Genomic DNA, 22227 nt, shown 5'->3' with positions numbered 1-22227 from the left:
ATCGGCTCCGCCCACTGCCACGCCGCCTCGACCTCGTCGCGGCGCATGAACAGGGTGGAGTTGCCGCGCACCACGTCCATCAGCAGGCGCTCGTAGGCATCCGGGAAACGACCGCCGAAAGTCTGGGCAAAGCTGAGGTTCAGGGCCGCCGGCCGCAGGCGCATGCCGCCCGGCCCCGGTTCCTTGGTCATCAGGTGCAGGCGGATGCTCTCGTCGGGCTGGAGGCGAACGATCAGTCGGTTGGCCTGCAACTCGCCCGCCGCCTGCGGGAAGATCGAATGGCGGATCGGCCGGAACTGGATGACGATTTCCGACATCTTGGCCGGCAGCCGCTTGCCGCTGCGCAGGTAGAAGGGCACACCGGCCCAGCGCCAGTTGTCGATCTCCAGCTTCAGCGCGACAAAGGTTTCGGTGCCGCTGCCGGGCGGGATTCCGGGTTCGTCGAGATAGCCGGGCACCGCACCGCCGGCAACCGCGCCGGCGCGATACTGGCCGCGGACGGTGCAGCCGCCGATCTCGTCCGGCCCGATGGGCTTCAGCGACCGCAGGACCTTCAGCTTTTCGTCGCGCACCGATTCCTGGGCGAGAGAGATCGGGCATTCCATGCCGACCAGACAGACGAGCTGCAGCAGATGGTTCTGCACCATGTCGCGGAGCGCGCCGGATTGGTCGTAATAGCCGCCGCGCTCCTCCACGCCGACCGTCTCGGCGACGGTGATCTGGACATGGTCGATGTGGTCGGCGTTCCACAGCGGCTCGAACAGCGAGTTGCCGAAGCGCAGAGCCAGCAGGTTCTGCACCGTCTCCTTACCAAGGTAATGGTCGATGCGGTAAATCTGCGGCTCGGTGAAGACGGCGCCGACCCGGTCGTTGATTTCCTGCGCCGAGGCGAGGTCGCGGCCGATCGGCTTTTCCAACACGACGCGCGAGTCAGCGGTCGCGAGACCGAAGGCCCGCAGTTGGTCGCTGACCGGACCGAACAGACCCGGAGAGGTGGCGAGATAGAAGATGCGCACCGCGTCGCTGCTGCGCGACGGCGGGCTGTTCAGCCGATCCGCCAGTTCGTCCCAGCCCGCGTCGGAGGTGGCGTCGACCGGGACGTAATCCAGCCGCTCCAGGAAGCGGGCGATCAGGGCGGTGTCACGTTCGTCCGCCGGCACATGCTGGCGGATTGCCTCCTCCGCCTTGGCACGATAGTCGGAGGGGGCGAGCGGGCTGCGCGAGACGCCGATGATGCGGCTGCCGTCGGCCACCTGCCCCGCCTTGTCGCGCAGGTAGAGCGCCGGCAGCAGCTTGCGCAGGGCCAGATCGCCGGTGCCGCCGAACACCGTATAGTCGAAGGGAGGCAGTGCGGGGGCTGCGACGGTGGAGCGGGAGTGCATCTTCGGACCTCTCGACGTCGATGGCACGGTGCCTTGGATCAGCCCGTGCGTCATGGTGCCACAGGGATGGGCCGGTCACAATGCGGGCCGGCATGGCCCGATGCCGGCCCAAGGTTCCAGGATTTTCCGCTGCCGGATCAGCCCGGCAGGTTTCAGCCCAGCAGGTTGAGGACGGACGCGCCGCTCTCCGCCGGGCCGGCGTTGTTGCGGAACAGGGAGAACAGGTCCCGCCCGCAGCCGTGGGAGGAATCTTCGCTGGGCGGCGGGGGAGCGCCGCGGTTCTCCCACTCGGCGGATTCGACCAGGGCATTCAGAGTCCCGGCCTCCGCATCGAGCCGCAGGATGTCGCCATCGCGCACACGGCCGAGCGGGCCGCCGCCCTTCACCTCCGGCGTGACATGGATCGCGGCCGGCACCTTGCCCGACGCGCCGGACATGCGGCCGTCGGTCACCAGCGCGACTTTGAAACCCTTGTCCTGCAGCACGCCCAGGGGCGGGGTCAGCTTGTGCAGTTCCGGCATGCCGTTGGCGCCGGGACCCTGGTAGCGGACGACGACGATCACGTCGCGATCGAGCTCGCCGGCACGGAAAGCCGCCTGCACCGCCTCCTGGTTGTCGAAGACGCGCGCCGGGGCCTCGACCACGCGGTGCTCCGGCTTGACCGCAGAGGTCTTGATGACGCCGCGGCCGAGATTGCCGGTCAGCACGCGCAGGCCGCCTTCGGCCGCGAAGGGGGCCGCGGTGGTGGCGACGACCGCCGGGTCGCCGCTCTGGTCTGTGCCCGCGCGGGTCCAGGTCAGGGCGCCGCCCTCGTCCAGGTCCGGCATGCTGCGGTAGGGCTCCAGCCCGCCCTCGCCAAGGATGGTGGAAATGTCGGTATGGACGAGACCGGCATCGATCAGCTGGCCGATGATGAAGGGCATGCCGCCGGCCTGATGGAAGCGGTTCACGTCGGCGCTGCCGTTGGGATAGACGCGGGCCAGCAGCGGGACCACCGCCGACAGCTCGGCGAAATCCTCCCAGTTCAGTTCGATGCCGGCGGCGGCGGCGATGGCCGGGATATGCAGGGTGTGGTTGGTCGAGCCGCCGGTCGCGAGCAGCCCGACGATGCCGTTGACCAGCGCGCGCTCGTCGACGATGCGGCCGATGGGAGTGCCGGCGCCGGGCGTGGTCATCGCCACCACCCGGCGGGCCGCCGCATCGGTCAGCGCGTCGCGCAGAGGCGTGTTGGGGTTGACGAAGCTGGCGCCCGGCAGATGCAGGCCCATGATCTCCATCAGCATCTGGTTGGTGTTGGCGGTGCCGTAGAAGGTGCAGGTGCCGGGTGCGTGATAGGACTTGGACTCCGCCTCCAGCAGTTCCTCGCGGCCGACCTTGCCCTGGGCGTAGAGCTGGCGCGCCTTGGCCTTGTCGGCGTTCGAGAGGCCGGACGGCATCGGGCCGGCGGGGACGAAGATCGTCGGCAGATGGCCGAAGGCGAGCGAGCCGATCATCAGACCGGGGACGATCTTGTCGCAGATGCCAAGGCACAGCACGCCGTCGAAGGTGGCATGGGACAGCGCGACGCCGGTCGCCAGCGCGATCACGTCGCGGCTGAACAGCGACAGCTCCATCCCCTCGTAACCCTGGGTGACGCCGTCGCACATGGCGGGCACGCCGCCGGCGACCTGGGCCACGCCGCCGGCCGCGCGCACCGACTCGCGGATCATGGCGGGATAGCGCTCGTAGGGCTGATGGGCCGAGAGCATGTCGTTGTAGGCGGTGACGATGCCGATCGACGGCTGGGTCTCGCCGCGCAGTGCCGCCTTGTCGTTCGCCCCGCAGGCCGCGAAGGAGTGGGCGAGGTTGGCGCAGCCCAGGCGGTGGCGGCGCGGCTTTCCGCCGGCGCTCTCCAGCCGCGCCAGATAGGCGGCACGGCGGTCGCGGCTGCGCTCGGCAATGCGCTCCGTCACGCGGGCGACGACAGAATTCAGGGGGGCGGGCTTGCTCATGATCGCGTCTCGACCGTTTGTGGGAGGCGATGATTTCCGGAACGGACCATACGCCTGAGGGGACGGGCTGTGAAGAAAAATTTTTTCATATATGGGGCAAGGTAGCTGGATTTCTCGCCATATGCGGCAAAATTCTTCATAGTGACAGGAGCGCTCCTTGCAGCATCGCGCCTGTCCGGCCACCAGCAGCTCCGCCCCATCCAGGGAGTTAACTTTACGTCATGGCACCCCCGGTCAACAGCGCAGCCGCGAATCCTGCACCAATGGACATATTGGATGAGGTCCGCCGGCTTCGAGGCGACCTGAAGCGGTCGGAGGGACAGATTGCCGACCTGGTGCTGAGCGACCCGCGACGGGTGCTCGACCTCAACGTCACCTCGCTGGCTCAGGCGGCCGAGGTGAGCGAGGCGACGGTCGTGCGCTTCTGCCGCAGCGTCGGCTGCGGCGGCTTTCCGGACTTCAAGCTGCGGCTTGCCGAATCCCAGGCGCGCGATGCGCTGCGCGACGAGGTTCGCGGCGGCACCCCCTATGTCAGCCAGGATGTGGCGCCGGACGACGATGTCGGCACGCTGGCACGAAAAATTTTTTCATCGAGTGCCGCCGCCCTGACCACCGCATCCGCCGCACTTGACGATCGCGCGCTGGAGCGGGCCATCGCGCTGCTGGCGGATGCGCCGCGCGTGCTGTGCGTCGGCACCGGCGGGTCGAGCGCGCTGGCCCAGGACGCGGCGCACAAGCTGCTGCGCTTCGGCGCCGACGCACAGCCCTGCGCCGACCCGGTGCTGGCACGCATGCTGCTGGTCAATATGGCGACCGGCGGGGTGCTGCTGGCGCTGTCCAACACCGGGCGCAGCGGGACGATCAACGAGCTGGCGGCGGCGGCGCGGGCACAGGGCACGGCGGTGGTGGCGATCACCGCGCCACGCTCTCCGCTGGCGGCGATGGCGAGCGTGGTCATTGCCAGCCAGCCGGTTGAGGACACCGAGATGTACACCCCGATGGCTTCGCGGCTGGTGCATCTGACGCTGATCGACGTGCTGTCGACCGGCGTGGCGCTGCGGTTGGGCGACCCGGCGGTGCGGCAATTGGCCAAGGTGAAGGCGGCCATCAATGCCGGACGACTGCCGCCCCTGACGTGACGACAGCGGATTTCAGGGCCGCGAATCTTACGACGGCCGGCCGGCTGCATGCCGCATGCGTCATCCGACCATCGACCAAGACGGTGGGGCGTGAGCGTGGCCGCACGGGCCGCTCTTGTACCATCGTCGAATAATTACGCGAACGAACGATTGCTATCCTCGGCCGCAATCAGAATCGGCAACCGTCCTGCGCACCCGCGAAACCGGGAGCGGCGGCAGGACGGCTAACGAAAGCCGAAAGACGGATGCAGGAAGAGGACGCACAGATGACGCACAGGTCCGCCACGCCCCACAAACGCTTCCGCCGTCTGGCGCCTTTCGCCCTTGCCGGGGTGCTGGCGGCCGGTCTCGCCGGCCCGGCCTTTGGCCATGGCGACGTCACGCCGCAGCCGGTCGACACCACCGGGCTGGAGAAGCTGGGCGAGACGTGGCGGGACAGCAATCCTTATCGCGGCAACGAGCGCGCCATCGAAATCGGCGCGTCGGCCTTCAACCAGAACTGCGCACGCTGCCACGGGCTGGGCGCGGTGTCCGGCGGCATCGCTCCCGACCTGCGCTATCTGGAAAAGGGCGACGCCGGCGACGAGTGGTTCAAGGAGCGCGTCACCAACGGCTCGATCCGCAACGGCGTGACCTACATGCCGAAGTTCGGCGAAGCGCTGGGCCAGGAGGCGCTGTGGGCGATCCGCTCCTGGCTGGAAACCGTACACGAGGAATGAAGGTTGAGCCGAGACAATGGGGGCACGTCCCATGGCAGTGCGACATGTTCGCGCACAAAACAATTTGCGTCATTCGCGATGTTGCACCTCCCCATTTTGGTCTGACACAATGGAAGCGGGAAGCCTTCCCGCAGTTCGTTCCATCCGCCGCTGTGCAAGGAACCGCAGGCCATGACCCGGATCCTGATTGCCGATGACCATCCGATGGTGCGCGATGCGTTGCGCAGCGCGGTGCTCTATTCCTGCCAAGCCACCGATGTGTTGGAGGCGGACCGGCTCGACAGCGTCATGCAGGCGCTGGAGGAGCGGGGCGACCTCGATCTGGTGCTGCTCGACGTCAACATGCCGGGCATGAACGGGCTGGGCGGGCTGCGCACCTTGCGCCAGCGTTTTCCGGCCACCCCAGTCGTCGTCGTTTCCGCCCATGAGGAGCGCCGCTGGGTGCGTGAAGCGATGGAGAGCGGGGCTGCCGGTTTCATTCCCAAGTCGACCCCGCGCGACGCCATTGCCGCGGCTCTGCGGCAGGTGCTGAACGGCGAACTCTATGTTCCGCCCTCCGCCACTGAAGAGGACGGCGCCGAGGATCCCGAAGATGCGGAGACCGCGGAGATCGCGCGCCGCATCGCCACACTGACGGCGCAGCAACTGCGGGTGCTGGAACTGCTGGGAACCGGCAAGCTGAACAAGGAGATCGCCTTCGACCTCAGCATCACCGAGACGACGGTGAAGGCCCATGTCTCCGCCATCCTGCAGAAGCTGAAGGTTTACAGCCGCACCCAGGCGGTGGTGATCGCCAACCGCGTATTGGCCGACCGGCGGTGAGCGAGTATACGCACTTACCCCCACCCCGACCCTCCCCCGCTGGGCGGGGGAGGGGGATAAGCGCTTGTTCAGGAGAGTGGCGGAAGTCCCTCCCCCGCCCAGCGGAGGAGGTTAGGTGGGGGTTTAACTTCCCCAGAATCGCCAGTCTCCTCCTCTCCTTCACGCTGCTCGCCGCCCCAGCCCTCACCACCCCCGCCCTCGCCGCCGGCGTGCCGCAGCCGGACGGCTACCGCCTTTCCGAATACCGCTCCCCCACGCCCGACGGCGTGACCGGCGCGACGACGGTCGACACCCCGGCCGTGCAAACGCTCCTGTCGCAGGGCCGCGTCATTCCCATCTTCGTCCAGCGGCTGGAGCGCAGCACGCTTCCCGGCGGTCCCTGGCTGCAATCGAAGCCCTATCGGCAGATCCCCGGCAGCGTCTGGCTGCCCAATGTGGGGGTGGGCGCTCCGGACGCCGCGACGCTCGGCTGGTTCGAATCCAATCTGGAACGGCTGACCGGCAGCGACCGGGCGCGTGATCTTTTGTTCTACTGCCTGTCCGATTGCTGGCTGTCGTGGAACGCCGCCAAGCGCGCGGTGTTGCTTGGGTATGCCCGCGTCCATTGGTACCCGACGGGCATCGACGGCTGGATGGAAGCCGGTCTGCCGACGGAGGAAGCGCATCCGCTGCCGCCGCCGGCCGTTCCCGCCCCCTGACACCGGGGGTGGTCCGACGCCGAAAGAGGTGGCGGATTACACCATGGTAGCATGGCGGTCGGCCGCCCCGGACCGCTACTCTTCATCTTGCCAACCATCATGGTCAGCAACAGTCAGCAAGCAGGAGTATCACGCGATGAAGACCTGGCGCAAACCCAAGACCACCGAGATCGCCGTCGGCACCGAGATCAACGCCTACGCCTGCGCCGGCCTGTAAGCCGGACGATATGGGACCGGGGAAGCACGGCGTGACTTCCCTTCCCCGGCCCTTCCTCTCAGGATCGCGTTCAAGACGGTGGCCATGAAGATTCTCGTACTCGGTTCGGCGGCCGGCGGGGGTTTCCCGCAATGGAACTGCGCCTGCGAGGGTTGCCGCCGTGCCCGTTCCGGCGACCCGGCGGCGAAGCCGCGCACCCAATCGTCCCTCGCGGTTACCGCGGACGGCGAGTGCTGGCTGCTGCTGAACGCCTCGCCCGACCTCGGCGCGCAACTGCTCGCCAACCCGCAGCTTCATCCGCAATTTCATCCGCAAGGGGGCCTGCGCGGCAATCCGATCAGCGCCGCGCTGCTGACCAACGCCGACATCGACCATGTCGCCGGGCTGCTGACCTTGCGCGAATCCCACCCCTTCGCCGTTTATGCCACGCCGCGCGTCCATGGCGTGCTGGCCGCCAACAGCGTCTTCAACGTGCTGAACCCGGAACTGGTCGCCCGCCGGCCGATGGCGCTGGGCCAGCCCTTCCAGCCCGCCGGCGCCGATGGCCGCCCGCTGGGGCTGGAGGTGGAAGCCTTCGCGGTGCCCGGCAAGGTGGCGCTTTATCTGGAGGACGCATCGGCCGGCCCCGGCTTCGGCTCCGTCGCCGAGGACACGGTGGCGCTGCGCATTCGTCCGACCGACGGCTCCAGCGACGGCTTCTACTACATCCCCGGCTGCGCCGGCCTGCCGGGCTGGCTGGCCGACCGCCTGTTCGGCGCGCCGCTTGTGCTGTTCGACGGCACCACCTGGACCGACGACGAGATGATCCGCAGCGGCACCGGCGTGAAGACGGCGGCGCGGATGGGCCACATGCCGATGTCGGGTTCGGCCGGCAGCATGGCCGCCTTCGCGCCGCTGAACGTCGCCCGCAAAATCTACATCCACATCAACAACACGAACCCCGCCCTGCTGGAGGATTCGCCCGAACGGGCGGAGGCCGAGGCGGCCGGCTGGCGCATCGCCCATGATGGGCTGGAGCTGACCCTATGACCGACCCAACCGCCGCCCCGATGTCCCGCGAGGAGTTCCGCGCCGCCCTCTATGCCATCGGCGAGCGGCAGTATCACGACCTCCACCCGTTCCATCAGCTTCTGCACGGCGGCAAGCTGCAGAAGGGGCAGATCCAGGCCTGGGCGCTGAACCGCTTCTATTATCAGGTGTCGATCCCGCGCAAGGATCTGACCATTATGTCGCGGATGGACGACCAGGCGATGCGCCGCGCCTGGATGCAGCGGGTGCTGGATCACGACGGGCTGACCCAGACCGGTGAACTGGACGAGACCAAGGTCGGCGGCATCGAACGCTGGCTGCGCCTGACCGACGGGCTGGGGCTTGACCGCGATTATGTGAAGTCGCTGGAAGGCATCCTGCCCGCCACCCGCTTCGCGGTCGATGCCTATGTCAACTTCGTCCGCGACCATTCCCTGCTGGAAGCCGTCGCCTCCTCTCTGACCGAGCTGTTCGCGCCGTCGATCCACCGCGAGCGCATCGCCGGCTTCGAGCAGAACTATGCCTTCGCCAACGACAGCACGCTGTCCTACTTCCGCAAGCGGCTGGACGAGGCGCCGCGCGACGTGGAGTTCGGGCTGGAATACGTGCTGACCAATGCCCATACAGCAGAACAGCAGCGGCAATGCCTGCGCGCCCTGCGCTTCAAGACGGAGCTGCTGTGGGCGCAGCTGGATGCCCTGCACCACGCCTATGTCACCCCCAACCTGATCCCGCCCGGCGCCTTCGTGCCGGAGGACATGGAACCGACACGGTACAGCCGGTGAACGCAATCGCCCCCCACGTTGCCGAGACCGACCGGCTCCGGCTGGCCCCCGGCGTCATGCTGCGCAACGACCGCCGCCGCGACCAGTGGATGCTGATGGGGCCGGAGCGGCTCCTGGTGCTGGACGAGATGGCGTTGGCGATCGTCCGCGCCTGCGTCGGGCCGGAGATCGCCGATGTGGCGGCCGGCATCGATCGGCTGACGGTGGAGTATGATGCCCCGCGCACCGAGGTCGCCGCCGACGTGCTGGAGATGCTGACCGACCTGCGCAACAAGGGCTATGTCGTCACATGAGGTGCCCCTGGAGGTGCGTCCAATGAGCTGCGCCCTGCCCGCCTTCGCCGCCGCATCCAATGCCGAGCCGGCCCCGCCCTTCGCCGTCCTGATGGAGCTGACGCACCGCTGCCCGCTGCGCTGCCCCTATTGCTCCAACCCGGTGGCGCTCGACCCCGCCAGCGCCGAGCTGGACACCGCCACATGGAAGCGCGTGCTGGACGAGGCGGCCGACGTCGGCGCCCTGCAGGTCCATTTCTCCGGCGGCGAGCCCTGCGTCCGCAAGGACCTGGAGGAGTTGGTCGCCCACGCGACGGAGGTCGGGCTCTACAGCAATCTCATCACCTCCGCGGTGCTGCTCGACCAGCCGCGGCTGGAGCGGCTGCAGAAGGCCGGGCTTCAGCATGTGCAGATCAGCCTGCAGGACGCGGAATCCGCCGGAGCCGACCGCGTCGGCGGCTTCAAGGGCGGCCATGCCAAGAAGCTGGAGGTCGCGCGGGCGGTGGTCCGGCAGGGTCTGGCGCTGACCATCAACGCGGTGCTGCATCGCCACAACATCGACCGGGTGAACGACGTCATCGATCTGGCGATGGATCTCGGCGCCGGGCGGATCGAGATCGCCAACGTGCAGTATTACGGCTGGGCGCTCGCCAACCGCGCGGCGCTGATGCCGTCGCGCGACCAGTTGCTGGCGATGGACGCCGCGGTGCGCGCCCGCCTGCCAGAGCTGGCCGGCCGGATCGTGGTGGATTACGTCGTTCCCGACTATTACGCCCGGCGGCCGAAGAGCTGCATGGGCGGCTGGGCGCGGCGTTTCATGAACGTCACCCCGCGCGGCCGGGTCCTGCCCTGCCACGCGGCGGAGACGATTCCGGGAATGCAGTTCGAGACCGTGCACGACCGCAGCCTGTCCGATATCTGGCGCGACGGCCCGGCCTTCACCCGTTACCGCGGCACCGACTGGATGCCGGAGCCCTGCCAATCCTGCGACCGCAAGGAGGAGGATTGGGGCGGTTGCCGCTGTCAGGCGCTGGCGCTGGCGGGCAGCGCGGACGCGACCGATCCGGTGTGCGAGCTGTCACCGGCCCATGCGGATGTCGCCGTGCTGCGCGACCGCGATGCTGCGGCGCTGGGGACGGACTGGACCTATCGCGGGGCCTGACCTCCCGTCTCTATAGGAACCGTTCGAGCACCATCTGCGTCGTCACGTCGGCCACGCCGGGCAGTCCGGCGATGGCGGCGCGGATCGCTTCGATGCCGCGGATGTCGGGCGCCTCCGCCCGGATGACCAGATCGATGGCTCCGGCCACCGCATCCATCGCAATGATGCCGGGTATCCGCCGCAGTTTGGGAACCAGTTGGGCACAGGTCCGCCCAGGCTCATGGCGCAGCAGGAAATAGGCGGCGACACCGTCGGCGGCCGGACCATCTTCCACCGTCGTGAAGCCCCGGATGACCCCCGACTTCAGCAGCCGGTCCAACCGCTCCTGTGTGGCGCTGCGCGACAGCCCGACATCGCGGGCCAGCGCCACCAGCGTGCGGCGGGCGTCCTTGCGCAAGGCCGCCAGCAGAAGCCTGTCCTTCTCGTCCATCCCCGTCCCCACACCCCACGCCCGGCGGCGAAATGCCGGTCGGCCGGCATCTTGCCGGGATGCAACCGGCAGCCTTCCGGCGGAACCTAGCGGACAGGGACCATGGATGATTTAGAAGGAGTATCCAATGACCTTGCTTCCGGCCGCCTCGCTTCTGCTGCTGGTGGACATGCAGCGCGCCTTCGACGGGCCGTCCTGGCCGCGGCGCTGGAACCGCGCGGCCGACCAAAACGGCCTGCAGCTTCTTCAAGCCTGGCGGCGCAGCGGCCGACCGGTCATCCATGTGCGTCACGATTCGGTGGGGCCGGCCTCCACCCTTCGCGTTGGGCAGCCCGGCAACCAGTTCCGCGAAGGATTCGAGCCGCTGGACAATGAGGCGGTGGTCAGCAAGAGCGTCAATTCGGCCTTCATCGGCACCGATCTGGATTTGCGGCTGCGCCGGCTTGGCATCGAACGGCTGGTGGTGTTCGGCATCTCGACCGACATGTGCGTGTCTACCACGATCCGCACCGGCGCGAACATGGGATGGCCGATCACGCTGGTCAGCGACGCCTGCGACTGCTTCGAACTGCCGGACGGCCGGGGCGGGACGATCCCGGCGGAGCAGGTCCACGCCGTCCATGTCGCCACACTGCGCTATGAGTTCTGCGAGGTGACCACCACCGCCGGGATCATCGAAAGCCTGTAGCTCACAGGGCGCGCCGGGCGGCGGGCGTTCAGGCCTTATCGCCCGATCCACCCTTCTTGCCGCCGCCGTCCTGCTTGTTGACGGTCGCCCAGGCACGCCGCTCGGCCTCGTCGTGGGAGATCCCGCGCTTCTCGTAGCCTTCCTCGATATGCTCGGCCTTGCGTTTCTGCTTGTCGGTGTATTTGTCCTTGTCGCCCTGGGACATCGGGTCCTCCTGTTGCGGTTTTCCGGTCAACAATCCGGCCCGCTAGGAAGTTCCTCCGCGGAATAGGCTGAAACGCATATCCGGGATCGGACAGACGAAAAGCGCGGCTTGCCGTGAGCGGCGCCGTCACCCATCCTTTCCCCAATACTTTCAGGGGGAGGTTCAGGGGTGTTCACGATCTTCAACAAGGGCCGCGCCATGATGGGGGCGGCGGTGCTGGCATTCGGGCTGGTCGCCGGCACGGCACAGGCGGCGGACGCGGTCCGCGTCGGCTCGAAGCTGGATGCGGAGAGCGGGCTGCTCGGCACCATGATCCTCCAGGTGCTGCAGGCCAACGGCATCCCGACGGAAAACAAGATCCAACTGGGTCCGACCAAGATCGTGCGCGGTGCGCTGCTGTCCGGCGAGATCGACATCTATCCCGAATATACCGGCAACGGCGCCTTCTTCTTCAACATCGACAGCGATCCGGCCTGGAAGAAGGCCGGCGCCGGCTATGACAAGGTCCGGCAGCTCGACAAGGAGAAGAACGACATCGTCTGGCTGAAGCCGGCCCCAGCCAACAACACTTGGGCGCTGGCCGTGCGCCACGACGTGGCCGACGCCAACAAGCTGAAGACGATGGAGGATTTCGCCAAGTGGGTCTCCGGCGGCGGCAAGGCGAAGGTCGCAGCTTCTGCCGAGTTCGTGGAGAGCCCGGCCGCCCTGCCCTCCTTCCAGCAGACCTACGGCTTCACGCTGAAGCCCGACCAGCTTCTCGTGCTGGCCGGCGGCGACACCGCGGCGACCATCCGTGCCGCGGCGGAGCAGACCTCCGGCGTCAACACCGCCATGGTCTACGGCACCGACGGTGCCATCGCCGCCCTGGACCTCGTGGTCCTGGACGACACCAAAGGCGCGCAGATGGTGTATGAGCCGGCGCCGACCGTCCGCGAATCGGTTCTGGCGGCGCACCCGAAGATCGCCGACCTGCTGAGCCCGGTCTTCGCCAGCCTGAATGCCGAGACGCTGCGTGGGCTGAACGCCAAGATCTCGGTGGAGGGTCAGGACCAGAAGCAGGTCGCCACCCAATACCTGAAGTCCAAGGGCTTCCTGAAGTAAGCCGACGACGTGACCTCCCGCCTTCCCCTGCACAACCGCGTTGCTTTGCTGATGGCGCTTGCCGCCGTGGTTGCCGCCATTGCCCTGCCGTTCCTCGGCTTCGCGCCCAACCGTCTGCTGTCCGGCCGGCCGGTGCCGCTGTGGAACGCGGTGCAGGGATTGGGCGGGGCGGTCGCCCTGCTGCCGGGGCTGGTCCTGCTGGCGACGCCATTCCTGCGGCCGACCCGCTTCGGCCTCGGCCTGACCGTTGCGGCGGGCGGGCTGTTGACGGCCGGGCTGGTCTGGCTGGCTGGCGCCCAGGCGGCGGCGCTGGCACAGGGAGTGTCCGCGGCGGCGCGGACCTCCTTCGCCTCCGGCTTCTGGGTGATGGCGGCGGCGGGGTTGCTGGCGGCGGTCGATGCCGCGCGGCGGCTAGGGCTGGGCGCCGTCGGCCGGCTGACGGTCGGCGCGGCGATCGCCGGGCTGGTGGCACTGCAACTGGTCTCCGGCCATCTCGATGCGCTGTCGATCCTCAAGGAATACGCCAATCGGCGAGACGTGTTCGCCGACGCCGTGTTGCGCCATGCCGTGCTGGTGGCCTCTGCGCTGATCCCGACGCTGTTGGTTGGCATTCCGCTGGGAGTCGCCGCGCATCGGGTGCAGGCGGTCGGGCGCGCGGTGTTCCCAATCCTGAACGTGGTGCAGACGGTGCCGTCCATCGCCCTGTTCGGATTGCTGATGGCACCGCTGGCCGCACTCGGCGCCATGCTGCCGGGTTCGGGGATCAGCGGGGTCGGGCCGCTGCCGGCCGTGATCGCGCTGACGCTCTATTCCCTGCTTCCGATCGTGCGCAACACCGCGGTCGGGCTGGACGGAGTGCCGGCCCCGGTGCGGGAGGCCGCGAGGGGCATGGGGCTGACGCCGCGCCAGATCTTCCTGCGCGTCGACCTGCCGCTGGCCCTGCCGGTCTTCCTGTCGGGGTTGCGCATCACCGTGGTCCAGGCGGTCGGGCTGGCGGCGGTGGCGGCGCTGATCGGTGCCGGCGGCTTGGGCGCCATCATGTTCCAGGGGCTTTTCGCCAACGCGCTGGACCTTGTGCTGCTGGGCGCCGTTCCCGTCATCCTGCTGGCTGTGGCGGCCGATGCCCTGCTGTCCATCGGCATCGCCGCCGCTACCCACCGCATCGGCGTTCTGCCGGGAAGGAGTGCGCCATGATCGAATTCGAGCGCGTGACCAAGCGCTTCGGCTCCTGGACGGCGGTGGATGCCGTGTCCTTCACCGTGGCGGAGGGGGAGTTCCGAGTGCTGATCGGGCCGTCCGGCTCCGGCAAATCGACGGTGCTGCGGATGATCAACCGGCTGATCCCGGCCGACGAGGGCGCGATCCGCATCGACGGCGAGGACATCGCGTCCCTGAAGCCGGAGGAGCTTCGCCGGCGCATGGGCTACGTCATCCAGTCGGTCGGGCTGTTCCCGCACTGGACGGTGGAGCGCAACATCGCCACCGTCCCCGGCCTGCTCGGCTGGCCCAGGGCGCGCATCCGCGACCGGGTGACCGAGCTGCTTGAGTTGCTGAACCTCGACCCCCGGCGCTACCGCTCCGCCTATCCGCACCAGTTGTCGGGCGGGCAGCAGCAGCGCGTCGGCGTCGCCCGCGCGCTGGCGGCGGAGCCGCGCATCCTGCTGATGGACGAGCCGTTCAGCGCGCTCGACCCCATCACCCGCGCCAGCCTGCAGACGGAGCTGTCGGCCATCCACCGCCGCACCGGCACCACCGTGGTCTTCGTCACCCACGACATGGACGAGGCGCTGCGGCTGGGCGACAGCATCGCGGTGATGGACCATGGCCGGCTGATCCAGTGCGCCAGCCCGCTCGACATCCTGACCCGCCCGGCCAGCCCGCTGGTCCGCGACCTCGTCGGGCGCGAGGAATGGGGATTGAAGCGGCTGGCGGTGGAGACGGTCGGCGACCGCGCCCGCCGACAGGAAAGCACGACCGGCGAACCTCTGGCTGCTGAGACCCCGCTGCACCGCGCCCTGTCGGAGATGGTCGCCCGCGGCACCGAACGGCTGCCGGTGGTGGATGGCGACGGCCGGCCGGCCGGCGTGCTGCACCTGTCCGACCTCGTGCGTCCCGACGCGGGTGGAACGGCATGACCGTCGCCGGGATGGCTCCGCGTGAATTTCTGACCGACCGGCTGATGCTGGGTCTTGTGGCGCTGGTGGCGCTGGTGCTGGGCATGCCGTCGCTGAAGCCGCTGTTCGCCACGCTCTATCCCGGCCTGGACCGCCCGCTTTACGAGGCGGAGAGCTTCGTCCGCCTGACCCTCGACCATATGGCGCTGGTCGGCGTCTCCAGCCTTGCGGCCATCCTGCTCGGCGGCGGGGCCGGCATCGCCGTCACGCGGCCCTGGGGACGGGAGTTCCGTGGTCTGCTGGAAACCGTCGCCACCATGGGCCAGACCTTTCCGCCTGTGGCGGTGCTGGCGCTGGCGGTGCCGGTGATGGGCTTCGGGTCGGAACCGGCGCTGATCGCGCTGACGCTCTACGCCCTGCTGCCGGTGGTGGAGAACACGGTGGCCGGGCTGGACGGCGTTCCCGCCCCGGTGCTGGATTCCGCCCGCGGCCTGGGCATGGGACCGGCGGAGGTGCTGTTCCGGGTGGAGCTGCCGCTGGCGGCCCCGGTGATCCTGGCCGGCGTGCGCACCGCCGTCATCATCAATGTCGGCACCGCCGCCATCGCCTCGACCGTCGGCGCCAAGACGCTGGGGCTGCCCATCATCGTCGGGCTGAACGGGTCCAACCAGGCCTACGTCATCCAGGGCGCTTTGATCGTTGCCGCGCTTGCCGTGGTGATCGATGCCGGATTCGACCGTCTAGCGGGATGGCTGACGCGCTGGTCGCAACGCTGAAAAGCCGCAATATTTCAGATAGTTATCTTGCGCGAGACACTTAATAATCTTTTAGCATTCCGGTAAGAAACAGTTAGTACCCGAAAGCTGATTAGCGCGCTTATGGTCGCTTCCGAACACAGACCGTTCGGAATGCAACATCACGGCAGCCCCCCTCCGCTTCACCGAAGAGCGGGCATGTGGGCGCCGCGAAGAAGAATCCCCGCATCCGGACGGTCCCCAATTCAGGGAGACCGCCACCATGACCATCCGTCCACTGGACCCCGTCCAGGCCCTGGAACGCATGATGCTGATCCGGGCCTATGAAGAAACGCTGATCGACCTGCACGGGCGCGGGCGCGCTGCCGGGACCTGCACCTCGGTGGGGCAGGAGGCGCCGGCCGTCGGCGTCGTCTCGGCCCTCACCGCCGACGACCTGATCCTGACCAACCACCGCAGCGCCGGCCATCTGCTGGCCCGCGGCGCCGATCCCGGCCGTATGCTGGCGGAGGTGATGGGCAAGCAGGACGGTTATTGCGGCGGCAAGAGCGGGTCGCTGCACATTTCCGCCAAGGAATTGGGCATCGTGCTGACCTCCACCATCGTCGGCGGCGAACTGGCGCTGGCGACCGGCGTCGGGCTGTCGCGGACCATGTTGAACCAGCCGGGGTTGAACAAGCCGGGCATCGTCGCCTGCTTCTTCGGCGACGGCGCCGCCACCGAAGGGCGCTTCCAGGAATCGCTGAACCTCGCCGCGGTGTGGAAACTGCCGATCCTCTATGTCTGCGAAAACAACCAGTGGCAGGCCTTCGTCCATCGCAAGGAGACGATGCTGGCTGACGGCATCGCCGGTCAGGCGGCGGCGCTGGGGGTGGAGAGCGCGGTGGTCGACGGCAACGATCCGCTGGCGGTGTTCGATGCCGCCAGCGCCGCCATCGACGGCATCCGCCGCACCGGCAAGCCCTTCCTCTTGGAGGCGATGACCTATCGTCTGCGCGGCCATTTCGAGCCGGACGACCAGGGCTATGTCGACAAGGCCGAGTTGGCCCATTGGCGCGACCGCGACCCGATCCTATGCCTGCGCGCCCGGTTGGAACGCGAAGGCCGCCTGACCGCCGATGCCGTCGCCGCAATCGAAGCCCGCGTCCGTGCGACGATGGAGGCCGCGACCGCCTTCGCCGACGCCAGCCCCTATCCGGGCCTCGATGCCCTGACCACCGACGTCTACGCCTGAGCGGAGGCCCACAATCATGACCACCATGACCGTCAACGACGCGATCTCCGCCGCCCTGGCCGAGGAGATGCGCAACGACCCCACCGTGATGATCTTCGGCGAGGGCGTCGCCACCAAGCGCCACGACCTGCTGGCGGAATTCGGGCCGGCTCGCGTCCGCAACACCCCGCTGGCGGAGGGCATTATCGCCGGCACCGCCGCCGGAGCCGCCGCCACCGGCCTGCGCCCGGTGGTGGACCTGCTGTTCGCGCCCTTCCTCTGCTATGCGATGGACGAGATCGTCAACAGCGCCGGCAAGCTGCGCTACATCTCCGGCGGGCAGTTCAAGTTTCCGATGGTGGTGCTGGCGATGACCGGCGCCGGGTGGGGCGTCGGCGCCCAGCACAACCACAATGTCGAAAGCTGGTTCGTCCACAGCCCCGGCCTGAAGATCGTCATGCCCTCCACCCCCGCCGACTTCAAGGGGCTGATGAAATCGGCGATCCGCGACGACAACCCGGTTCTGGTCTTCGCCGACATCGCCCTCGGCTACAGCACCGGCGAGGTGCCGGAGGATGCCGAGGCCATTCCGCTCGGCAAGGCGGCGGTGCGGCGCGAGGGCCGCGACGTGACGCTGGTGTCCTACGCCAAGACGGTGGGCACCTGCATGGCCGCCGCCGACACGCTGGCCACCGCCGGCATCGATGCCGAGGTGATCGACCTGCGCAGCCTGAAGCCGCTGGACGAGGACGCCATCCTGCGCTCCGTCGCCAAGACCGGCAGGCTGGTTGTGGTGCATGAGGCGAGTCGGCTGTGCGGCGTCGGTGCGGAGATCGCCGCCCTGGTGGCGGAAAAGGCCTTCGCCAACCTGCGGGCGCCGGTGCTGCGCCTGACAGGACCGGACGCGCCGCCCCCGGCCAGCTTCCCGCTGGAGCAGGCCTTCGTGCCGCAGGCCGATGCGGTGGTCGCCGCCGTCCGCTCGCTGGTCGCCGAACCGGCGACCGCCTGATCGCGCGGACCTTCTTCCCCTCGCCTTATCTCCGCGCCCCGCCTCCGCCACCGGTGGCGGGGCGCAGAGACATTCCGGCCCTCGTGAGGCTTCCAATTTTTGCGAATGACTTGCATTCGCATTACAAACGACCTACCCTCCGCTCATCCATTCCAAGCGGAGCCAGTCATGTCCAGCATGCAGTCCCATCGCCGCTCCATGCCCGGCCGCGAGCGCTTCCAGGACCTGCGCGGCGCCGAGCTGTTGGTTGTCTCCGTTCTGCGGCTGTGGGCGGAGCCGTTGCGGGAGCCGGAACGCCGGCACCCGCACTGGCAGGACGGCATGATCGAGGCCGGCCTGTCGAACGATGCGGCGGTGGCCTTCGACACGCTGATGCGCATCGTGCTGGCCGCCACCACCCGCCCGCTCGACCTGCACCGTCCGCCCTGCCCGGCCCTGGGCACGGACGAGGCGCTGCTGCTCGACATTCTGCGGCTGGCGCAGCACGGCAAGCATGGCGAGGCGGGGCTGCTGATGAATGACTGGCTGCCGCTGGCGGGCGTGCGCATGGCGATGGCCCCGCTCTGCGTCCTGGCGACCGCCCTCAGCCGGGCCGGGCTGCATCTGCCGGATCCGGCGGAGGACACGCGCACGCCCACCCGGCCCGCCTTCAGCCGCATGGACCGGCCGCAAGCCGGCGTGGACCGCGGCGCCACCCTGCTTCATTGAGGCTCGGCCAAGCCCTGCTTGGCTAACGCCGCACGCCCGCGGCAATGCGGTCGGCCAGTGCGCCAACCGCCTGGCTCATCGTCCGGACCTGGGCATCGGGATCGGTTCCAGCGGACGGCACCTCGACGATCTCGCGCGTCGGGCCACTCTTGCGCCCTCCGGCCCCACCGCCCGGCGACAGACTCCATTGCGCATCCAAAACCACGCGTCCGGTGGCGTCGGCATCGAAGCGCAGCACGGTGACGGCCAGAACCGCCGTTCCCTCCGCCACGTTGCTTCCGGCCGTCGGCAGCACCGTCGTGCCCGGCAGGCGGGCCGACAGGTCGCCGGCCAGGGTGGAGCGCAGCCCGTCGGCCAGCGGCTCGGCCCAGCGGTCGAACTCCAACGTCTCCACCCGGTTGCCGTCGATCCGGCGGACGATCTGCGGCCGGTCGATCAGCATTGGCAAGTCCAGCGACCCGAGCGCCAGGGTTTGCGGCGCGGATCGCACCGGCTGCGCGGCCTCGATCGGCGGCACCACGGCAAGCGTGTAGAGCCGGCTTTCCGGCGTCGACTGGCAAGCCGCCAGCACGAGAAGCGGCGCCGCCAGCGCGGCGTTCCGCAATCCGCGCACCCAATCCATCACCCTCTCCTCCCCCATTCCGTTACCTCTTGCCCCGAAGCAGAGCCTCCGGGTGGCGTTCCAGATAGTCGGCCAGCACGCGGAAAGACCGAGCCGCGTCGTTCAGTTGCCGCATCACGCCGGCCAGATCGGCCTGTCCTCCCCCGCCACCCAGCAGCCCGTTGGCGCTTTTCAGCGTACCCTGGGCCGCGGTCGCGACGCCGCGCAGGCTCTTCACCAGCTGCGGCAACTGCCGGTCGGCATCGCGCATCAGCGCGTCGGCGCTGCCCAGCGCCTTGGCAAGCGCCGCCAGCGAGCGCGCGAGGTCCGGCGAGCCGGCAACGCCGCTGATCGACTGCAAGGTGCCGCGCAGATCGGCCAGCAGCGCGTCGAGCGGCAGCGCCGCCACCTTGTCCATCACCTGCCCGGCCGAGCGCGTCAGGGACTCCAGGTCGCTGGAGGCGACGACCGGCAGTTCCGACTTCTCGGTCCCCGGCGCCGTCGGCGGGTTGCCCGGCTCGTAGTCGAAGGACACCAGCTTCTGCCCGGTCAGCAGATTGCCGGACGCCAGCCGGCCGCGCAGCCCCTTGGCAACCTGCGTGGCGACCAGCCTGCGCACCGCCGCCTCGTCCATCGGCTTGCCATCGATCACGGCATAGGTACGGGCAACCAGATCGGGTTCGATGTCGATGTCGACGGGGATGTGCAGTTCCTGCGATTGCTCGTCATACTCCAGCCGCACGGCGGCGACATGGCCGACGGTCAGGCCGCGCATCAGCACAGGCGCGCCGGCCTGCAGCCCCTGCACCGAGCCGGGGAATTCCAGCCGGTAGCGCACGCGCAGGCGGTCTCGTGCCGCAGCGGCGGAGGCCTGATCCTCGTAGAGGGTGAAGGTGGCCCAGTCATTTGCCTGCGCCCCGGCCTCCGGATCGGGCGGGGTTTCCAGCACGACGCCGCCCAGCGCCAGCGACTTCAGCGATTCGGTCTGGAACTTGATGCCGTCGGCCCCGGCGGAGAACTGGATGCCCGATGACCGCCAGAAGCGGCTTCCCTCATGCACCAGCTCCTCGTAAGGCGCGCGGACGAAGACCGACACCGACACCGTGCGGTCCTGCGGCGACAGGTTGTAGCCCATCACCTCGCCGATCTGGACGCCGCGGAAATAGACGGGGGAGCCCTGGGCCAGCGACCCCAGCTGTTCCGTCTTCAGGTTGAAGCTGCGCCCCGGCACGTCGGCGCGGATCACCGGCGGCTCGTCCAGAGCATCGAACTCCCGCCGGTCGTCGCCGCCGCCCGGCTCCATTTCCACATAGGTGCCGGACACCACCGTGCTGAGCCCCGACACCCCGCCCAGGCTGAGGCGCGGCGCCACCATCCAGAAGCGGGTCCCTTCCTTCAGGTGGCGGGTGGCGGTGCGGTCCATGCGGGCGGTGGCGATCACCTGCGACAGGTCGTCGGACAGCCGCACCGATTCGATCACGCCCAGATCGACGTTCTTGTGCTTGATGCGGGTGCGTCCGGCCTCCAGCCCGTCGCCGGACTGGAAGGTGATGACGATCTGCGGCCCGCGCTCTTCGAACCAGCGCCAGCCGAGCCAGCCGGCGATCAGCACCGCCACCAGCGGCAGAATCCATAAGGGCGACAGCCATCGGCGCGTCGGCGTGGCAACTTCCGGCGGATGATTGGCCGGCGGAGGGCTGGCCGGCGGGTGCCCGTTCGGGGTTTCGTCAGCCATGCGGCACCGCCCCCGCTTGGCGATCCGGAGCCGGATCGGGTGCGCCCTCCTCCGCCCGGTCCCACATCAGGCGCGGGTCGAAGACGTGGCTCGCCAGCATGGTCAGCACGACCACCGAGGCGAAGGCGATGGCGCCGGGGTCGGCGCGGACGGAGGCGACGGCGCCGAATTGCACCAGGGCCGTGAGGATGGCGATCATGAACACGTCGATGTTGGACCAGCGCCCGATGGCGTCGATGATGCGGTACAGCCGCGTCCGGGCATGCAGCCTCGCGGCCGAACGCCGCCACGCGGCCAGAAGGAACCAGCCGAGCCCCGCCAGCTTCAACACCGGCACGGCGACGCTGGCGACGAAGACCAGAATGGCCAATGGCCACAACCCGGCTTCCGCCAGCTCATGCACGCCGCTGAGGATGGTGCTGGGGGCGCCCTGGCCGAAATTGATGACGGTCATCACCGGCAGCAGATTGGCCGGGATGTAGAGCACCGCGCCGGCCGTCACCAGCGCGGCGGTGCGCTCCAGGCTGTTCGGCTCGCGCGGGTGCAGCCGGCTGTGGCAGCGGGTGCAGCGCTCCGGCGCCGGACCATGGTCGCAGCCGTGGATCCGCTGGCAGACGGTGCAGGCAACCCAACGCGCCGGCGCCGGCGCACCGGACGGCGGAACATGGTCGATAGCCTGCCAGATCCGGCGGCTGTCGAGCGCCAGATCCATCAACGTGCGGACCAGCACGAAGCCGCCCAGCGCCAGCCCGCCGGACAGGATTTCGGCATTGGCGAAGCCCTTCAGCCGCGAATAGCCGACCAGGAGCCCCAGCAGGAAGACGTCCAGCATCGCCCAGGGCCGCAGCCGCTCGGCCCAGGCGAACAGGCGCGCCGTCTCCCGCACATGGACAGGTGGGCGGCCTTCGTGCAGGCGCTGCAGAACGGCGATCACCGCCATGTTGCGGGCGAAGGGGGCGGCCAACACAAGCGCGCCGACCAGCAGCGCCAGCGGCCACATGCCCTGGTCGGCCAGCGTTTCGACCCCGGTGGTGACCAGACTGGTCCGGTCGTTGCCCTGGATGTTCACGCCCATCAGCGGGTTGGCGACGATCAGCAGCAGCAGAAGCGCGCCGGCGACCGCCACCGGCAGCGCATGGTGCAGTCCGCCCCTGGTGTGCCGGAACAGCACCGCCCCGCAGCGGGTGCATTCGGCCCGGCGGCCCGGTTCCGGCAGGCGGACGCGGTGCAGGCGTCCGCAGTCGTGGCAGGCGACGAGATCGTCGCGCACCTCCGCGACCGGCACACTCAACCTTTCCTTTCCCAATCCGACCGACATGCACGCACACGAACCTTCAGAACTGCGAAACCCGCTCTCCAATTGGCTTTTTTGCACGGCTTCGCAAGCCCTTGCGAAGCGGATAGGCGGAAATCCGCCGCACCGCAGCATGGCAAAGACAAAGTTCGGGAATT

Annotated in this window: 24 protein-coding genes (1 of these 24 only partly in view); 17 read left to right on the top strand and 7 right to left on the bottom strand. The window is 68.8% G+C overall.

Annotated features, from left to right (window positions below):
* Positions 1 to 1382: the 5' portion of a glucose-6-phosphate dehydrogenase gene (gene zwf / locus B9N97_RS11125; protein ID WP_085086289.1), read on the bottom strand. It extends 139 nt beyond the left edge of the window; the window shows 1382 of its 1521 coding nt (coding positions 1-1382); it begins with the start codon at positions 1380 to 1382; its stop codon lies off the left edge, out of view.
* A 152-nt stretch (positions 1383 to 1534) separates the two neighbouring features.
* Positions 1535 to 3373 (bottom strand): phosphogluconate dehydratase, encoded by a 1839-nt coding sequence (gene edd, locus B9N97_RS11120; RefSeq protein WP_085086286.1) that lies wholly within the window; start codon positions 3371 to 3373, stop codon positions 1535 to 1537.
* Positions 3374 to 3636: 263 nt separating this feature from the next.
* Here edd and B9N97_RS11115 point away from each other — a divergent pair, with 263 nt between their 5' ends.
* The 9 genes from B9N97_RS11115 (at position 3637) to pqqE (ending at position 10216) form a co-directional block, all read left to right on the top strand.
* Entirely contained in the window at positions 3637 to 4512 is an 876-nt protein-coding gene (locus B9N97_RS11115) for an SIS domain-containing protein (protein WP_244560664.1), read from the top strand.
* A 266-nt stretch (positions 4513 to 4778) separates the two neighbouring features.
* Positions 4779 to 5231: a cytochrome c-550 PedF gene (gene pedF, locus B9N97_RS11110; protein WP_085086730.1), complete on the top strand. Its 453-nt coding sequence runs from the start codon at positions 4779 to 4781 to the stop codon at positions 5229 to 5231.
* Between the two features lie 171 nt (positions 5232 to 5402).
* Complete coding sequence (locus B9N97_RS11105) at positions 5403 to 6053, top strand: response regulator (protein WP_085086282.1); 651 nt, start codon at positions 5403 to 5405, stop codon at positions 6051 to 6053.
* A gap of 209 nt (positions 6054 to 6262) precedes the next feature.
* On the top strand, positions 6263 to 6751 hold the full coding sequence (locus tag B9N97_RS11100) for a rhodanese-like domain-containing protein (RefSeq protein WP_085086280.1): 489 nt from the start codon (positions 6263 to 6265) through the stop codon (positions 6749 to 6751).
* A gap of 28 nt (positions 6752 to 6779) precedes the next feature.
* Positions 6780 to 6968, top strand: coding sequence for a pyrroloquinoline quinone precursor peptide PqqA (pqqA, locus tag B9N97_RS36215; RefSeq protein WP_244560663.1), 189 nt, complete (start codon positions 6780 to 6782; stop codon positions 6966 to 6968).
* 84 nt (positions 6969 to 7052) lie between these two features.
* On the top strand, positions 7053 to 7997 hold the full coding sequence (gene pqqB / locus B9N97_RS11090) for a pyrroloquinoline quinone biosynthesis protein PqqB (protein WP_085086278.1): 945 nt from the start codon (positions 7053 to 7055) through the stop codon (positions 7995 to 7997).
* Positions 7994 to 8782 carry a pyrroloquinoline-quinone synthase PqqC gene (pqqC, locus tag B9N97_RS11085; RefSeq protein WP_085086276.1) on the top strand — a complete coding sequence of 263 codons (789 nt, stop codon included), beginning with the start codon at positions 7994 to 7996 and terminating at the stop codon, positions 8780 to 8782. Before pqqB ends, pqqC begins: the two co-directional genes overlap by 4 nt.
* Positions 8779 to 9075 (top strand): pyrroloquinoline quinone biosynthesis peptide chaperone PqqD, encoded by a 297-nt coding sequence (gene pqqD, locus B9N97_RS11080; RefSeq protein ID WP_085086274.1) that lies wholly within the window; start codon positions 8779 to 8781, stop codon positions 9073 to 9075. The genes pqqC and pqqD overlap by 4 nt, the downstream gene beginning before the upstream one ends.
* 22 nt (positions 9076 to 9097) lie before the next feature.
* Entirely contained in the window at positions 9098 to 10216 is a 1119-nt protein-coding gene (gene pqqE / locus B9N97_RS11075; RefSeq protein WP_085086272.1) for a pyrroloquinoline quinone biosynthesis protein PqqE, read from the top strand.
* 10 nt (positions 10217 to 10226) lie between these two features.
* Here pqqE and B9N97_RS11070 read toward each other — a convergent pair whose 3' ends face one another.
* Positions 10227 to 10646 carry an Lrp/AsnC family transcriptional regulator gene (locus B9N97_RS11070; RefSeq protein ID WP_085086270.1) on the bottom strand — a complete coding sequence of 140 codons (420 nt, stop codon included), beginning with the start codon at positions 10644 to 10646 and terminating at the stop codon, positions 10227 to 10229.
* A gap of 127 nt (positions 10647 to 10773) precedes the next feature.
* On the opposite strand from B9N97_RS11070, the gene B9N97_RS11065 reads away from it, so the two are divergent.
* Positions 10774 to 11334, top strand: coding sequence for a cysteine hydrolase family protein (locus tag B9N97_RS11065; RefSeq protein WP_085086268.1), 561 nt, complete (start codon positions 10774 to 10776; stop codon positions 11332 to 11334).
* Positions 11335 to 11362: 28 nt separating this feature from the next.
* On the opposite strand, the gene B9N97_RS35585 is transcribed toward B9N97_RS11065, so the two are convergent.
* Complete coding sequence (locus tag B9N97_RS35585) at positions 11363 to 11539, bottom strand: hypothetical protein (protein ID WP_167393270.1); 177 nt, start codon at positions 11537 to 11539, stop codon at positions 11363 to 11365.
* A 168-nt stretch (positions 11540 to 11707) separates the two neighbouring features.
* Between B9N97_RS35585 and osmF the strand changes: the two genes are divergently transcribed.
* From osmF to B9N97_RS11030, 7 genes are all read left to right on the top strand, one after another.
* Positions 11708 to 12640, top strand: a complete 933-nt coding sequence (osmF, locus tag B9N97_RS11060) for a glycine betaine ABC transporter substrate-binding protein OsmF (protein WP_143266605.1) — start codon at positions 11708 to 11710, stop codon at positions 12638 to 12640.
* Positions 12641 to 12649: 9 nt separating this feature from the next.
* Entirely contained in the window at positions 12650 to 13834 is a 1185-nt protein-coding gene (locus B9N97_RS11055) for an ABC transporter permease (protein ID WP_085086266.1), read from the top strand.
* A complete protein-coding gene (locus B9N97_RS11050; protein ID WP_085086264.1) occupies positions 13831 to 14775 on the top strand; it encodes an ABC transporter ATP-binding protein in 945 nt (314 codons plus the stop codon). Before B9N97_RS11055 ends, B9N97_RS11050 begins: the two co-directional genes overlap by 4 nt.
* Complete coding sequence (locus B9N97_RS11045; RefSeq protein WP_280174761.1) at positions 14772 to 15530, top strand: ABC transporter permease; 759 nt, start codon at positions 14772 to 14774, stop codon at positions 15528 to 15530. Before B9N97_RS11050 ends, B9N97_RS11045 begins: the two co-directional genes overlap by 4 nt.
* Before the next feature lie 241 nt (positions 15531 to 15771).
* Positions 15772 to 16743: a thiamine pyrophosphate-dependent dehydrogenase E1 component subunit alpha gene (locus B9N97_RS11040; RefSeq protein WP_085086262.1), complete on the top strand. Its 972-nt coding sequence runs from the start codon at positions 15772 to 15774 to the stop codon at positions 16741 to 16743.
* A gap of 16 nt (positions 16744 to 16759) precedes the next feature.
* On the top strand, positions 16760 to 17731 hold the full coding sequence (locus B9N97_RS11035; RefSeq protein ID WP_085086260.1) for an alpha-ketoacid dehydrogenase subunit beta: 972 nt from the start codon (positions 16760 to 16762) through the stop codon (positions 17729 to 17731).
* Between the two features lie 168 nt (positions 17732 to 17899).
* Complete coding sequence (locus B9N97_RS11030) at positions 17900 to 18439, top strand: hypothetical protein (RefSeq protein WP_167393269.1); 540 nt, start codon at positions 17900 to 17902, stop codon at positions 18437 to 18439.
* Between the two features lie 22 nt (positions 18440 to 18461).
* Here B9N97_RS11030 and B9N97_RS11025 read toward each other — a convergent pair whose 3' ends face one another.
* Genes B9N97_RS11025 through B9N97_RS11015 form a run of 3 tightly spaced genes read right to left on the bottom strand, consistent with a single transcriptional unit; the run spans position 18462 to position 22060 of the window.
* A complete protein-coding gene (locus tag B9N97_RS11025) occupies positions 18462 to 19061 on the bottom strand; it encodes a PqiC family protein (RefSeq protein WP_085086258.1) in 600 nt (199 codons plus the stop codon).
* Positions 19062 to 19083: 22 nt separating this feature from the next.
* A complete protein-coding gene (locus B9N97_RS11020; protein WP_085086255.1) occupies positions 19084 to 20775 on the bottom strand; it encodes a PqiB family protein in 1692 nt (563 codons plus the stop codon).
* Positions 20768 to 22060, bottom strand: coding sequence for a paraquat-inducible protein A (locus tag B9N97_RS11015; protein ID WP_143266644.1), 1293 nt, complete (start codon positions 22058 to 22060; stop codon positions 20768 to 20770). Before B9N97_RS11015 ends, B9N97_RS11020 begins: the two co-directional genes overlap by 8 nt.
* Positions 22061 to 22227 lie beyond the last annotated feature (167 nt).

This window comes from Azospirillum oryzae, from assembly GCF_900177515.1.
Lineage (GTDB): Bacteria > Pseudomonadota > Alphaproteobacteria > Azospirillales > Azospirillaceae > Azospirillum > Azospirillum oryzae_A.
The sequence above is the reverse complement of the archived record's forward strand: the minus strand, read 5'-3'. Positions and strand labels throughout refer to the sequence as shown.

Excerpts from the sequence above, each read along its gene's own strand:
- B9N97_RS35585 (WP_167393270.1), bottom strand. The coding sequence starts at position 11,539 with ATGTCCCAGGGCGACAAGGACAAATACACCGACAAGCAGAAACGCAAG.
- B9N97_RS11070 (WP_085086270.1), bottom strand. The coding sequence starts at position 10,646 with ATGGACGAGAAGGACAGGCTTCTGCTGGCGGCCTTGCGCAAGGACGCC.
- pedF (WP_085086730.1), top strand. The coding sequence starts at position 4,779 with ATGACGCACAGGTCCGCCACGCCCCACAAACGCTTCCGCCGTCTGGCG.
- B9N97_RS11065 (WP_085086268.1), top strand. The coding sequence starts at position 10,774 with ATGACCTTGCTTCCGGCCGCCTCGCTTCTGCTGCTGGTGGACATGCAG.
- B9N97_RS11025 (WP_085086258.1), bottom strand. The coding sequence starts at position 19,061 with ATGGATTGGGTGCGCGGATTGCGGAACGCCGCGCTGGCGGCGCCGCTT.
- pqqB (WP_085086278.1), top strand. The coding sequence starts at position 7,053 with ATGAAGATTCTCGTACTCGGTTCGGCGGCCGGCGGGGGTTTCCCGCAA.
- B9N97_RS11045 (WP_280174761.1), top strand. The coding sequence starts at position 14,772 with ATGACCGTCGCCGGGATGGCTCCGCGTGAATTTCTGACCGACCGGCTG.
- pqqC (WP_085086276.1), top strand. The coding sequence starts at position 7,994 with ATGACCGACCCAACCGCCGCCCCGATGTCCCGCGAGGAGTTCCGCGCC.
- B9N97_RS11030 (WP_167393269.1), top strand. The coding sequence starts at position 17,900 with ATGTCCAGCATGCAGTCCCATCGCCGCTCCATGCCCGGCCGCGAGCGC.
- pqqE (WP_085086272.1), top strand. The coding sequence starts at position 9,098 with ATGAGCTGCGCCCTGCCCGCCTTCGCCGCCGCATCCAATGCCGAGCCG.
- B9N97_RS11035 (WP_085086260.1), top strand. The coding sequence starts at position 16,760 with ATGACCACCATGACCGTCAACGACGCGATCTCCGCCGCCCTGGCCGAG.
- B9N97_RS11040 (WP_085086262.1), top strand. The coding sequence starts at position 15,772 with ATGACCATCCGTCCACTGGACCCCGTCCAGGCCCTGGAACGCATGATG.
- edd (WP_085086286.1), bottom strand. The coding sequence starts at position 3,373 with ATGAGCAAGCCCGCCCCCCTGAATTCTGTCGTCGCCCGCGTGACGGAG.
- B9N97_RS11020 (WP_085086255.1), bottom strand. The coding sequence starts at position 20,775 with ATGGCTGACGAAACCCCGAACGGGCACCCGCCGGCCAGCCCTCCGCCG.
- B9N97_RS11105 (WP_085086282.1), top strand. The coding sequence starts at position 5,403 with ATGACCCGGATCCTGATTGCCGATGACCATCCGATGGTGCGCGATGCG.
- B9N97_RS11115 (WP_244560664.1), top strand. The coding sequence starts at position 3,637 with ATGGACATATTGGATGAGGTCCGCCGGCTTCGAGGCGACCTGAAGCGG.
- B9N97_RS11050 (WP_085086264.1), top strand. The coding sequence starts at position 13,831 with ATGATCGAATTCGAGCGCGTGACCAAGCGCTTCGGCTCCTGGACGGCG.